The following is a 12,564-nucleotide window of genomic DNA, read 5'->3' as shown; positions in this document are numbered from 1 at the left end:
TTTATTTATTTTCTTCTATATATTCAATTTTTTCCTTTTCCATTACATAATCTGGAATCATCTTGCTTGTTATATAAATTAAAAATGGAAGGACGATTGCATCATCCAAAATTCCCAAAAATGGGATCATATCATTTATTAAATCAGCTGGCATTATTGCATATAAAATAGCTCCAAGTCCCAAAATTTTTGCAAGTTTTGGAGTATTTTTATCTTTCATAGCCCTAAAATATACTGGTATAAAATTTGTGATTTTTGAAAATTTATTTTTCATTCTTATCCCTTACTTTCTTTTTTTAAAAAATTAATTATTTTAATTTCTGGTTTAATTATACTTTAAAATTCGAATTTGTAAATCAATTTTATTAATTTTAATTTTAAAGTATTCCTACAAGAATAGTATATTATGAAATTTTAAATTTTCAAGTTATAATATTAATAAGGAGTTATTATGACATTACAAGTAGTTGATATGGATATTTTAAAATTAAAAGTTGATGCTGTTGTAAATGCAGCGAATGTTGATTTGATAGAAGGCGGGGGAATATGTGGGCAAATCTTTGAAAAAGCGGGAAGAGAAAATCTAAAAAAAGCTTGTCAAAAATTATCCCCAATAAAACCTGGTGAGGCTGTAATTACAGATGGATTTGATCTTTACCAAAAACATATAATCCATGCAGTAGGGCCAATTTATAATAAAATGTACAAAGAAGCCTGTGAAAAAATTTTATCAGATGCTTATAGAAATTCTTTAAAACTTGCCAAGAAAAATGAAATAAAATCAATAGCCTTTCCTTTGATTTCTGCTGGAATTTATGGATTTCCAGAAAAAGATGCATTTTTTATAGCAAAAAGAACAATCGAAAAATTTTTAAATGATAATGAAATGGAAGTTTATCTTTCTACTTTTGGAAAAGATATCCTGTCTTTAATTATGGGATAAGTAAAATTTGAAAGAAATAATTTTTTCCGGTATAAATATTATTGTAGAAAATTTACAAATTATTACCCGAGGAGGTAAAATATGAAAATTTTTGAAGCAATAAAAAATAGATGGGAAAAATTCTTGAAAAATCTAGCAAAAGAAAATAAAAAATCTTTTGGAAATGAAAAATTAGATTGTTGTTCAATGAACAAAAAAGAATATAAATAGAAAAATGACCTTTGCGGGTCATTTTTTTATATCTGTTAATCTACAAGTTTTTTTGTGATTTCTACAACACTTTTTGCTTGTGCTTTTACAGCTTTCTCAATTTCATTTGAAAATCCTTCGTTTGTTGTAGTTCCACTTGCTCCGTAAGGATTTCCACCTTGAGCATAAACTGAATCATCAGTGTAGCCAACTGGAACAATAATTCCTCCCCAGTGAGCGGCGCTTGTATAAATTGCTTTTATTGTTCCTTCTTGTCCACCGTTATTATTTTGGGCGGAAGTCATTGCAGAAATCACTTTATTTGTTAATAAACCTTTCGCCCAAACTCCTCCTTGCGCATCTAAAAATGCCTTTAATTGGAAGGAAATATTTCCAAATCTTGTTGGGGATGAGAAAATTATTGCATCAGCCCAAACTAAATCATCAGATGTAGCTTCTTTTATTTCTTTAGAATCTTCTAAATATTTTTTCCATCCTGGATTTTCTTCAGCTCCTTTTTCATCTAAATATTCTTTAACTTTTAAAAGCCTAACTTCAGCTCCGTTTTTTTCAGCTTCTTCTTTGGCCCATTTTGCCATTTGAAAATTGTGGCCAGTTTGTGAATAATATATAATTGCAAGTTTCATTTTTTACTCCTTTTAAATTTTATTTTCATTTACGTCTTTATAAGGATAACCATAAATAAAAAAAATAAACAAATATTTTTCATTTTATTTAATTTGATGAATTGAAAATTTATTTTATGGGTAAATTTATAATGAAAAATAATAAAGGAAGTATATATGGAATTAACAGAAAAATTTGAAAAAGATAAATGCAAAAATCCCAAAGAATATTCATTAATACATAAGGAAATCCCTATTAAAATGTCAAGGGATATGTGGGAGGCTATTGCCTACTTGTTGTGGTATGTCCCTGATATTTCGTCAATTCAATCGAAATCGAATGAATTGATTTCAAATATGGAATATGATTATTATACATTTGTTGAAATAATGAATTATATGGATTTAAGAGATGAGGACTGTCTTTTTACAGAAGAAATTGATGAAAATTTGGCAAGTGAGTACAAAAAAAGTATTTGCACAAATTCTCAAAAATTAATTTTGACTCAATCTGATGGGGAAACAAAAACTGAATCTCTTTTAAGGCATATTAGAAATGCTATTGCTCATGGTTGTTTTAATATTGTAGATGATTTAATGGTTGGTTTTGATGAAAAAATCATAGGAAAAGATCAAACAAAGACCACTGGAATTTTTAAAATAAAGCCTAAAAATCTTCTGAAAGCTTTAAGAATGTTAAATGAAGATTTGACTAATCAAAAGTTGATTTCAAAAGCATTAAAAAATACCAAATATCGGGTTGAACCCTACCAGGAAGGTTTTGAAAGAAGCAATAAATTTGATTTGTATGCAAAGAAGAAAGAAAGAAGATACGCAATTGAAATTAGAGATTATAGATCTCAAAGGGATATAGACAAGGGTTTTGCAAGAGAGCTTGCTCATAATTTTAAAAATCTAAAAGATGAAAGGGTAAGACCTGTCCTTGTAATTAATACTTCATTTTTAAAAGAAGAATCTAAAAATGAGCTTATTGCAGCAGATGTTTTGATTTTGGATGTAAAAAATATCAAAAAAATGTTAAAGGGCAGAGATATGATTAGAGAAATCGAAGAGGCTCAAAGTCGATATAAGTACAAAAAATAAAATAAGATTTTAAATATTTAAAAAAATGATTTTAAAATATTTGATTATTAGTCGATTTTTTCGAAAAAAATTTATTTGGATATTTAAAAAATTTAAAATCATAGGGTGATGAAATTGATTATTAAAATTTTTCTAGTATAATGTTGAAGTAATAAGTTATGATTTATAAAATTATAAAGGAGGAATTATGACTGAAAATTTAAAAGAAAATAAAAAAACTAGGTCATCTGATCGTAGAGAAAACAGAAGAACTAGGTACAAGGATGATTATTCTAAAGATAATAGTATTTCTTGGGGAGCAATAATTGCTGGTGCGATTTCTTTTGCATCTGTATTTACTGTACTAAGTTTACTTGTAGGAGCTTTGGGTCTTGGAATCTTTTCACCAAACAACCAAAATCCTTTCCAATCTATGGGAATTGGTATGGGAATTGCTACAATTATTATTTTAATAATTTCATTTGCAATTTCTGGATTTATTTCTGGAGCATTCTCAAAGGGACAATCTTTATTACATGGATTTATGAGTTGGGCTTTATCAATAATGTTATTGTTTGGTTTAGTAACAAGCATGATTTCATCAGCTCTTGGTATTGCAGGAAATGTTGCTAAAACTGTAGCAAGTACAAGTGGAGATATTGCAGGTAGTGTTGCAAGTACAGCTGCTGACGGAGCAGGAAATGTTCTTTCAAGTGTTGGAGATTCTATTTCTGATGTTGATACAAAAGAATTGGAAAAAAATATTGAAGATGCTTTGAAAGAAACAGATGTTAAAGAACTTCAACCAGGATATTTAAAATCTCAACTAGACGAATCAAAAGATGAAATTGCAAATGCTGGAAAAGAGCTTGTAACAAATCCAGAAAATTCTGATAAGATTCTTGATGATTTATCAAAATCTTTAGAAAAGAAAGCAAAGACAATCACCGATTCAGTTGATAAAGAAACAATTCAAGAAGAAGTTTACAAAAATTCTAGCCTTTCTGCAAAAGAAAGCGAAGAAGCTGTAAATAATATTTATGATGGAATGGACAAGGCTTCAAAAGAAGCTAGCAAACAAATTGAAAATGCAAAAGATGGTCTAAATGAGGCTAAAAAAGATTTAGATAAAAATGTTCAAAAGGCAAAAGATGGGGCAGAATCCGCATCAAATAAAGCTTCAGCAGGAGCTGTTTTAGTATTTTTATTCCTAATAGTTGGACTTGCAATTGAAGTTTATACAGCAAAAATGGGTGAAAATTACGTAAATAATATTTAAGACAAATTAAAAATCCTAGAGGAGATTTCCTTTAGGATTTTTTCTTGTAAATATTATTTAATCATTGATAAAACTTTTTTGTAAGGGTCTTTTGCATTTATAATTTGATCGTATTTTAAATATTTATCATCTTCATTCAAAGATTTTGAAGAATTTATTGAAATCAAAAGTCCTGAATGATCAAGTTTAATTATATCAGATCTTAAATAATAAATTATATCATTTCTTGTGTTATCACCTTCGAAACTATTTTTTATTACAGTGGCATCAGATGTATTTTTCAAAATATTTGCAAATCTAATGGCTTCGTTTTTTGTATTGTCATTTGTGAGGACATATATTTTTTTGTTAGGCATATTTTGATCTTTTTTTATTTCAGTTTTTATCTGATCATAATACATATAATTTTCTTTATTAATTTCTTTTGTATCTTCAGGAAATTTTATAGCTTGATTTTCTATAAATGAAGAAGAGGTTGTGGTTTTGTCCTTGTTATTTTTCATATAAGAAAGACTTTGTTTTAAGAGATTTCCCCTATAAAAAACAACTTTTTCAAAATTATAGTCCTTATAAATTAATAAAGGAAGAATTTCATTTGCATACTTATCATCAATTGATTCATTTTGACTTAAATTTATAAAAATATAAGAAATATTTTGATTATTTTTTAAGACTTGCCTTATTTTTTCCTTGTCTTCTTTTATATTATTTGAATTAAAGTTGGGTATATTTAATTCTAAAATTTTATTATTTTCTTTAATATCAAGGCCTAAAAGTTTGTCTTTTCTTTCAAATAATCTTTTGTACCTATTTACAACTTGAGCATCTCCTAAAATTTTTCCTCTTGGAGAGTTCTTGTGTTCCTTATAGTAAGGGAAAATACTATTATAAGTTTTTACATCAAGAAGATGTGTTCTGTTATCATCCAAAATTGAAAGATATGATGAAACAATGTCAAAAAATTCTTGGTCAGATTTAGATTTTTTAACCTTTTTTTTGAAAGTTTCAGTTTGATCAATTAATATTTTATAATTTTTTTCATTTTCCTTATCAAGAGCGTAATTTCTTGAAATATAATAAGAAAGTTTATTGAAATCAGAAATTTTTTCTGCACTTGTAAGCGACCTATCTTCAGTGTTTCCAACATAGATTTCCTTGGTGATAGAATCCATAACTTCTTGTCTAAATTTTGGATAAGTGTACTTGTCATACTTATTAATTTTTCTTATAAGAGTTTTTGCAGATAAAAAAATTATAAAAATAAGGGCTAAAACAAGGCCTGCTCTTCTTTTCATATATTTTCTTTTTAAGGCCTTCATTCTTTTTTTTGATCTTTTTCTAATATTTGGATTTTGAGATCTTATTTTTATATCTTTTTTTCTGACTTTTTCTCTTTTATTTCTTGATGCGGATTGATTTTTTTTGTTTTTGTCTCTTTTTCTTTTCATAATTCACCTGTATTATAATATATCAAATAATTATGTAAATATACAAATAAATCTTAAATACATACATAATCATTTAGGGAAAATCACAGAAAAAGTTGATCCCTTACCAGGTTTTGATTTTAATTTTATTTTGCCACCAAGACTTTCCACAAAATTTTTGCTAATTGAAAGTCCAAGACCGTGGCCGTTTATTTTTGTATTTCTGGCATCATCAATCCTATAAAATCTTTCGAAAATAATCTCTTTTTTCTCGTCAGAAATTCCAACCCCATTATCTTTTACATCTATATAAATATTATTTTTATCTTCGTGTAAACTTACCCTTATTAAGCCATCATTTTTTATTGCCTTTATTGCATTTGAAATTAAATTTTGAACAACTTGGCTTATTTTATCCTTGTCAGAATTAATTATTATCCCATCTTTAATTTCTTCAATCAAGGAAATATCTAGTTTATTAAGCCTTGGTTTTATAGTTTCAAGAATTAATTTTATATGTTGGGATAGGTCAAATTCTTTTTTGTTAATTTTAAAATATTCGGAATTATCATTAAAAGATTTATTTAAATTTACAACAAGACCTTCGAGCCTGTGAATTTCCTCGAGAAGGGAAGATAAGGTTTGATCATCAACTTCAATAACCCCATCTTTAATAGCTTCTATATAAAGTTGAAGATTAGTAATAGGAGTTCTAAGCTCGTGAGATATATCTTGAGCATATTGCTTTCTTACATATTTTTGATTTTTCAAATTTCTTGAAAGATACCTTATATTGTTTTGCAAATTTTCAAGTTCTATGATTTTACTTTCTTCTAATTTGATGTCATAATCTTCATCTTTTATTTTCAAAGTTGCATCGGATATTTGTTTTATTGGATTTGTTATATTTGTCGAAAGAATTAAGGCTATTATAATCCCAATAGATAAAGACATGATAATGGCTATAATAATTGAATTTCTAAAATTATTTAAAAGTTCATTTGCAGCCATTTCTCCAGTATCATATGTAATAATCAACTGCCCCCTATATTCATTTAAGTTAGGATTAATAATATCATAACTTTTTGTAGTGGTAAGGGCAGTTTCATCATCATCTCTGCCCTTAAAACTCATTACAGTTTCCTTGTCTTTATTTAAAATTTCTATATCTATATTTAAGGACTTAGAAAATTTACCAAGTCTTTCTTTCATAGTGTACAAATCATTGTCTTCGAAAATATTTTCAAATTGTTTTTTAATTTGTATGGGCATATTATCTTCAGTGCTTGCAATAAAATTTTTAGTGTAAATACTTAATAAGTAAGAAATTGCAATTGAAAATACCAAAATGCAGGCAAAAATACCGGCGACAAAATTTCTAACAATTTTATTTCGTAGAGACGTCATCGACACCACCAGATTTATATCCCATACCATAAATTGTTTTAATATAAGATGGTTTTTTTGGATTGTCTTCTATTTTTTGTCTAATATTTTTAATATGGGTATCAATTGCTCTGTCATAGGCATCATAATCAAAACCAAAAGTAATCTCAATAATTTCTTCTCTGGTAAAAATTTTGTTTGGATTTGAAAATAAAGTTTTAACGATTTGAAATTCATTTTTTGTAAGAGAAATTTCTTTACCATCTTTAAAAAATCTATTGTATTCAAGATCCATTTCTAGTCTGCCGTCAGTTGTCTTTATAATATCTGCTCTTGGAATATTATATTTTTCAATTCTTCTCAATACAGTTTTTATTCTTTGAACTAATTCCTTTGGAGAAAAAGGCTTTGTCATGTAATCATCAGCACCAAGTTTTAAACCGTTAATTATATCTTCTTCATTAACTTTTGCAGTAACCATAATTACAGGGACGTTAGATTTATTTCTAATTTCTTTGATAAGATCTTCGCCAGAAATTTCTGGAATCATAAGATCAAGTAAAATTAAGTCGATTTCTTCATTTTCAAAATAATTTAAACCCTCTTTTCCATCAAAGGCTTGAAAAACATTATAACCTTCTTTTTCAAGATAAGATTTTATAATTTTTGAAATACCTTCTTCATCTTCTACAATTAATATATTTATATCATTCATTGATTTCACCTCAAATTTATTATACCTTATTAATTATTTAAGCTTAATATATCTTATTATTTAGTTTATATTATGTAAAAATAAAAAAATGATGAAAATCAGATTTAATGGGTATTATAATAAAGTAAATGAAGATACAAATTTTAAATTTAAGGAGAGAAATATGATTAGTTCAATTATAATAGGTGCACTTTGCGGTTGGATCGCAAGTATGATTATGAAAACAGATGCTCAAATGGGAGCTATAGCAAATATAGTTGTAGGAATTATTGGAGGAGCTATAGGTTCTTGGGTACTTGGCATAGTAAATATCAATGTATCAGGATTTATTGGAAGTTTAATTTCAGGAATCTTGGGATCAGTAATTTTAATTTATGTTTATAATTTAATTACAAAGAAAAATAAATAGGTAAAAATTTTAGGCTGGCTTGACCAGCCTTTTTTCTTTTGAATTTTTCATGATATAATGAATTCATGAATAATGTAGATAAAAAATATATAGAAATTGCAAAAGAAATATTGGAAAAAGGATACGATGAAGAAAAATTAAACAAAGAGGTAAGACCAGTTTGGGAAGATGGGCAAAGTGCTTATACAAAATTTTTGCCCCAACAAGTTGTTAGCTATGAGAAAGGAGAAGTACCTCTAATTAGTTTGAGAAAAATTGCTTGGAAATCGGCGATTAAAGAAATTTTGTGGATTTATCAAGATAGGTCCAATGACGTAAATTTATTAAAAGAAAAATATAAGGTTAATTATTGGGATTCATGGAAAAATGAAGACGGAAATTTGGGGACAGCTTACGGATATCAAATAAATAAAAAATTTAAATCCCCAGAAACTGGAAAGCTTACAAATCAAATTGATAGACTTATCGATCAAATAAAAAATAATCCTTTAAACAGAAGGCTAATAATGAATCTTATTGATGTTGATGATATGGCAGATATGACTTTAATTCCATGTGCATTTTTAACGATGTGGACTGTAAGTGGAGAATATTTAAATCTTACTTTGGTTCAAAGAAGTGGAGATTTTTTGGCAGCTGCAGCTCCTGGTGGAATAAATGCATTTCAATATTATGTTTTATTAAGAATGATTGCTCAAGTAACAGGATACAAGGCAGGGGATTTTGTTCATTTTATACAAAATTATCACATATATAAAAAACATATACCAAGTATTGAAAAAATTATGGAAATAAAAGTAGATGAAAAAAGCAAACCAAGACTTGAAATTAATCCAGAAATTAAAGAGTTCAAAGATTTTACAATTGATGATTTTAAATTATTAGATTATTATCCAGACCAAACAAAGTATGATATTGACATAGCACTTTAGGTGTTGAAATGTAATAAATTTTAAGTATAGTCAATCGGTATGGAGGAATTATGGAAAAAATAACTATAATTGGATCCGGAGGTTCCGGAAAATCAACTCTTGCCAAAGAACTTGGAGACAAGCTTGACATAGAAGTTTTTTACTTAAATAAAATTTGGTGGATAAACGATAATGAGCATATAAGTGATGAAGAATTTTTATCTATTCAAAAAGATATAATAGAAAAAAATGATTCGTTTATTTTTGATGGTTATTATCCAGATACTTTGGACTTAAGATTAGAAGCCAGCGATACAATTATTTTTTTAGATTTTCCACCAGTAACAAATTTAAAAAGATCGGTAAAAAGATCCTTAACTGAAAAAAACAATGAAGATGATCCTAGCCTTGATAGAACAGAAAAGTTAAACAAAGATTATATAACTTGGCTTTTAAATTTTAATAAGAAAGAAAGAAATAAAATTTTAGAAAAATTAAATAAGTTGAAACTTGAAAAAAAGATTGTGATAATAGACAACGATAATAAAAAAGATTTATTTTTACAATCAATAGCATAAAAAAAAGAGCCTAGGCTCTTTTTTTAGTACTTAATTTAATAATTCATCTATTATTTTGATTTCCTAGATTATTTCCTAGGTTATTTTGATTATTTGTATTGTTTTTATCTTTTTTATCCTGGTCTTTTCCAGATTTTTTATCAGATTTTGGTTTTTCTTCACCTAAATCTGAATATTTGTAAGGAATACCATACTTCCAATCTTCAGGAACAATTCCATCCCACTTATTTGGATCATAAGAATTTTTCCTATCAACGAAGGCTCTAACAGCTTGGAAACGCTTTGGAGTTTTGCTTGAAGCAAGCAGATTATTTCTAGAATCTACAGTTATCCAAACGTGCATATCATCTTCTTTTTTTGGTAGATTATCTTTTGTAAATATTTCATCTTTTACTGTATTTCTTGGGTCTGAATAAGACGCTTGAGTTGGAAGCTTTCCGCTTATTGTATCAACTTTTGCATGAATTATTCCATCAGGCTCTTCAAACTTAGCTTGTTCATATCCATCTAAAATTTGATTATTTATATTTTTCCAAATAACTTCAGCTCTTGTTGTTGAATAATCATTTTGATAAATATTTTGATCATCAGAACCCATCCAAACTCCAACAGTATAGTAAGGACTATAACCTATTGACCAAAAGTCAATATTATTTTCGCTTGAACCAGTTTTTGTTCCATAATCAATTCCTATTGGACTTATTGTTTTATAATAATCTGCTGTTGATTTTAATGCTGATGTGATTTGATAAGCTGTTTGAGGACTGGTTACCTTATTTTTCTTTTTATCCTTTTCATCAAAAATAACTTTTCCCTTATTATCTTCAATTTTTGAAAATGATAGAGGTTCAAGATATTCACCGCCATTAGCTAAGGCTGCATAGGCTGCGGTCATATCAACTAAAGTCATTCCATTTGTCATAGCTCCAAGCCCCATGGCTGCAAGATTTTCATCGTTATTTTTTGGGTTTTCCTCTTTTGTAACAAAATTATCATTACCATCTTCTTTAATAAAACCAAATTTTTCCAAATATTTTTTTGATTTATCTATACCTACATCTTTTAAAGTACGTACGGCATTAGTATTAACAGAAAATACAATTGAATCTCTTAATGAAACCATTCCTTTGTAAGACTTATAAACATTTTCTGGCCAAATTTCACCGTTTTCTTTTCTCATAAATGGAACATCGTCAATTCCTGTTGCTAAACTATATCCTTTGTCGATAGCAGGAGTGTAGGTTGCGAGAGGTTTCATAGTTGATGCAGGTTGTCTTGGCTGGTCAATTGCTCTGTTTAAAATTTTTAAACCTTGTTGATTACGACCACCAACAACTGCTTTTATTTCACCATTTTTATGATCCATTACAACAGTTGCTGATTGAGGTTGAATTACTCCTTCAAGATCAATATCATAGTAAGATTTATTCAATGAGTATGATCCAGATTCATTTGCAATTACAAAGTCCTTATGTTTTTTTAGATAAGATTCAGTAATGATTATTGAACCATCATTTGCTTTTTTTACATTGTCGTTTGAGCTAAGTTGTATAAAACCAGTTTTATGAGTTCTAAGATTTGAATTTTGATCGTCCAAAGTATAGAAGTTTTTCAAAATAATATTTGTTTGATCAAGACTTAATTTACTTGAATTTATGATAAAATTATTATTTTCATCAAAATACGCTTCGTCATTTCTTAAAGTCAAATCATTATTATCATTTAATAAATTTGATTTTGCAAAATATAAAACTTGGCCTTGTTCATTAATAATATTTGAATAATTATCATATCTTAAATCAAGAAGAGGGGCGTTATACCAACCTTGAGTGTTTCCCATAATATATTCTGAAAAATTATCATAAATTTCCTCAACTTGGTCTTGGATTTTTGTATCTATTGTTGATGTTATTTTTAAACCACCATAATAAAGCTTATTATAAGCTTGTTTTTCGCTAATATCATAAATATCTTCAAGCTTTTCTACAACTTGTTTTTCTAAAAGTGTATTAAAATATGATTCCATTAATGGTTTTTTATCTTTTGGTGGCTTAATATGTTTTGCTACATTTTCACTTAAAGCTTCTTTATATTCTTTATCAGAAATGTAATTTTCTTCTTTCATTTTTAAAAGTACATCTTTTTGCCTTTCAAATGGTTTTTCATTATAAACTGCTGAGTATTTTTGACCATCAATAGAAAACTCGCCAAAAACTTTTTGGTTAGTTACCTCTGAAGTTGGGACGGTTTTAAATAGGGCAAATTCTGTAGGAGATTGTACAATTCCAGCTATGGCTGCACATTCTGCAAGAGTTAATTTACTTACATCTTTTGAAAAATATGTTTGGGCTGCAGCTTGAACACCATAGACATTTTGACCTAGAAAAACCCTGTTCATATAAGCTTCGAGTATTTCATCCTTGCTTAAAGATTTTTCGATTTCTAGGGCTATAAAAATTTCTTTTATTTTTCTTTCATAAGTTTGATCGTTTGAAAGATAAGTATTTCTTGCAAGCTGTTGAGTTAGGGTAGATCCTCCTCTAACAATTGACCCACTTTTTAAATTTTCAAAAGCAGATCCAAGTATTGATATTGGATCAATACCTCCATGCTTATAAAATCTTCTGTCTTCAACTGCTACAAATGCATTTTTTAAATTATCAGGAACCTTGTCGATTTCAACTATATCTCTATTTTCATTTGTTTTTATTGAATCAATTTCATTTCCATCTTTATCAACTATAGTCGAATTTTCACTCATTTCGTATTTTATATTTTCTGGACTAACTTTTGGAGATTTTTTCATAACCTCGAAAATTCCTCCGCCAACTAATCCTGCAAATACAGTTGCCAAAATGCCAAAGGCAAATAAGGCTATAAGTAAAACTTTTAAAACTATAGAGGAAATTTTTTTATTCATTTTGACCTCCTTGCCTAAAGTCTTTATTTTTTTATTTAAAATTAATCATAAATTAAATCTTATTCTTATTTTATCATTTTTTATAAATTTAATCTATC

General features: G+C 27.5%; 13 protein-coding genes. 7 read left to right on the top strand and 6 right to left on the bottom strand.

The window, feature by feature from the left end; all coding sequences use genetic code 11:
* Position 1: 1 nt before the first annotated feature.
* A complete protein-coding gene (locus tag L6653_RS04405) occupies positions 2-274 on the bottom strand; it encodes a YkvA family protein (RefSeq protein WP_236785685.1) in 273 nt (90 codons plus the stop codon).
* 177 nt (positions 275-451) lie between these two features.
* Here L6653_RS04405 and L6653_RS04400 point away from each other — a divergent pair, with 177 nt between their 5' ends.
* Together L6653_RS04400 and L6653_RS08760 are read left to right on the top strand one after the other, a co-directional pair.
* A complete protein-coding gene (locus L6653_RS04400) occupies positions 452-943 on the top strand; it encodes a macro domain-containing protein (protein WP_236785684.1) in 492 nt (163 codons plus the stop codon).
* 81 nt (positions 944-1,024) lie between these two features.
* The gene (locus L6653_RS08760; protein ID WP_256444842.1) at positions 1,025-1,153 is read left to right on the top strand and encodes an LDCC motif putative metal-binding protein; all 129 of its coding nucleotides are present in this window, start codon (positions 1,025-1,027) and stop codon (positions 1,151-1,153) included.
* Between the two features lie 35 nt (positions 1,154-1,188).
* Here L6653_RS08760 and wrbA read toward each other — a convergent pair whose 3' ends face one another.
* The gene (gene wrbA / locus L6653_RS04395) at positions 1,189-1,779 is read right to left on the bottom strand and encodes an NAD(P)H:quinone oxidoreductase (RefSeq protein ID WP_236785683.1); all 591 of its coding nucleotides are present in this window, start codon (positions 1,777-1,779) and stop codon (positions 1,189-1,191) included.
* Positions 1,780-1,935: 156 nt separating this feature from the next.
* Between wrbA and L6653_RS04390 the strand changes: the two genes are divergently transcribed.
* Together L6653_RS04390 and L6653_RS04385 are read left to right on the top strand one after the other, a co-directional pair.
* The gene (locus tag L6653_RS04390; RefSeq protein WP_236785682.1) at positions 1,936-2,862 is read left to right on the top strand and encodes a HEPN family nuclease; all 927 of its coding nucleotides are present in this window, start codon (positions 1,936-1,938) and stop codon (positions 2,860-2,862) included.
* A gap of 187 nt (positions 2,863-3,049) precedes the next feature.
* A complete protein-coding gene (locus L6653_RS04385) occupies positions 3,050-4,120 on the top strand; it encodes a hypothetical protein (RefSeq protein ID WP_236785681.1) in 1,071 nt (356 codons plus the stop codon).
* Between the two features lie 53 nt (positions 4,121-4,173).
* Here the strand turns inward: L6653_RS04385 and L6653_RS04380 are convergent, their stop codons facing one another.
* From L6653_RS04380 to L6653_RS04370, 3 genes are all read right to left on the bottom strand, one after another.
* Positions 4,174-5,568: a S41 family peptidase gene (locus L6653_RS04380; RefSeq protein ID WP_236785680.1), complete on the bottom strand. Its 1,395-nt coding sequence runs from the start codon at positions 5,566-5,568 to the stop codon at positions 4,174-4,176.
* 69 nt (positions 5,569-5,637) lie between these two features.
* The gene (locus L6653_RS04375; protein WP_236785679.1) at positions 5,638-6,954 is read right to left on the bottom strand and encodes a sensor histidine kinase; all 1,317 of its coding nucleotides are present in this window, start codon (positions 6,952-6,954) and stop codon (positions 5,638-5,640) included.
* On the bottom strand, positions 6,935-7,648 hold the full coding sequence (locus L6653_RS04370; RefSeq protein ID WP_236785678.1) for a response regulator transcription factor: 714 nt from the start codon (positions 7,646-7,648) through the stop codon (positions 6,935-6,937). The genes L6653_RS04375 and L6653_RS04370 overlap by 20 nt, the downstream gene beginning before the upstream one ends.
* A 163-nt stretch (positions 7,649-7,811) precedes the next feature.
* On the opposite strand from L6653_RS04370, the gene L6653_RS04365 reads away from it, so the two are divergent.
* From L6653_RS04365 to L6653_RS04355, 3 genes are all read left to right on the top strand, one after another.
* Positions 7,812-8,057, top strand: coding sequence for a GlsB/YeaQ/YmgE family stress response membrane protein (locus L6653_RS04365; RefSeq protein ID WP_236785677.1), 246 nt, complete (start codon positions 7,812-7,814; stop codon positions 8,055-8,057).
* 65 nt (positions 8,058-8,122) lie between these two features.
* The gene (thyA, locus tag L6653_RS04360) at positions 8,123-8,989 is read left to right on the top strand and encodes a thymidylate synthase (RefSeq protein ID WP_236785676.1); all 867 of its coding nucleotides are present in this window, start codon (positions 8,123-8,125) and stop codon (positions 8,987-8,989) included.
* 50 nt (positions 8,990-9,039) lie between these two features.
* The gene (locus L6653_RS04355; protein ID WP_236785675.1) at positions 9,040-9,546 is read left to right on the top strand and encodes an AAA family ATPase; all 507 of its coding nucleotides are present in this window, start codon (positions 9,040-9,042) and stop codon (positions 9,544-9,546) included.
* A 43-nt stretch (positions 9,547-9,589) separates the two neighbouring features.
* Here the strand turns inward: L6653_RS04355 and L6653_RS04350 are convergent, their stop codons facing one another.
* Complete coding sequence (locus L6653_RS04350; protein ID WP_236785674.1) at positions 9,590-12,466, bottom strand: transglycosylase domain-containing protein; 2,877 nt, start codon at positions 12,464-12,466, stop codon at positions 9,590-9,592.
* Positions 12,467-12,564: the final 98 nt, after the last annotated feature.

The sequence above is a fragment of the Anaerococcus ihuae genome (assembly GCF_928368155.1).
Classification (GTDB): Bacteria; Bacillota; Clostridia; order Tissierellales; family Peptoniphilaceae; genus Anaerococcus; species Anaerococcus ihuae.
This window is presented reverse-complemented; position numbering and strand designations above follow the sequence as displayed.

Excerpts from the sequence above, each read along its gene's own strand:
- L6653_RS04375 (WP_236785679.1), bottom strand. The coding sequence starts at position 6,954 with ATGACGTCTCTACGAAATAAAATTGTTAGAAATTTTGTCGCCGGTATT.
- L6653_RS04390 (WP_236785682.1), top strand. The coding sequence starts at position 1,936 with ATGGAATTAACAGAAAAATTTGAAAAAGATAAATGCAAAAATCCCAAA.
- thyA (WP_236785676.1), top strand. The coding sequence starts at position 8,123 with ATGAATAATGTAGATAAAAAATATATAGAAATTGCAAAAGAAATATTG.
- wrbA (WP_236785683.1), bottom strand. The coding sequence starts at position 1,779 with ATGAAACTTGCAATTATATATTATTCACAAACTGGCCACAATTTTCAA.
- L6653_RS04350 (WP_236785674.1), bottom strand. The coding sequence starts at position 12,466 with ATGAATAAAAAAATTTCCTCTATAGTTTTAAAAGTTTTACTTATAGCC.
- L6653_RS04405 (WP_236785685.1), bottom strand. The coding sequence starts at position 274 with ATGAAAAATAAATTTTCAAAAATCACAAATTTTATACCAGTATATTTT.
- L6653_RS08760 (WP_256444842.1), top strand. The coding sequence starts at position 1,025 with ATGAAAATTTTTGAAGCAATAAAAAATAGATGGGAAAAATTCTTGAAA.
- L6653_RS04370 (WP_236785678.1), bottom strand. The coding sequence starts at position 7,648 with ATGAATGATATAAATATATTAATTGTAGAAGATGAAGAAGGTATTTCA.
- L6653_RS04355 (WP_236785675.1), top strand. The coding sequence starts at position 9,040 with ATGGAAAAAATAACTATAATTGGATCCGGAGGTTCCGGAAAATCAACT.
- L6653_RS04400 (WP_236785684.1), top strand. The coding sequence starts at position 452 with ATGACATTACAAGTAGTTGATATGGATATTTTAAAATTAAAAGTTGAT.
- L6653_RS04385 (WP_236785681.1), top strand. The coding sequence starts at position 3,050 with ATGACTGAAAATTTAAAAGAAAATAAAAAAACTAGGTCATCTGATCGT.
- L6653_RS04380 (WP_236785680.1), bottom strand. The coding sequence starts at position 5,568 with ATGAAAAGAAAAAGAGACAAAAACAAAAAAAATCAATCCGCATCAAGA.
- L6653_RS04365 (WP_236785677.1), top strand. The coding sequence starts at position 7,812 with ATGATTAGTTCAATTATAATAGGTGCACTTTGCGGTTGGATCGCAAGT.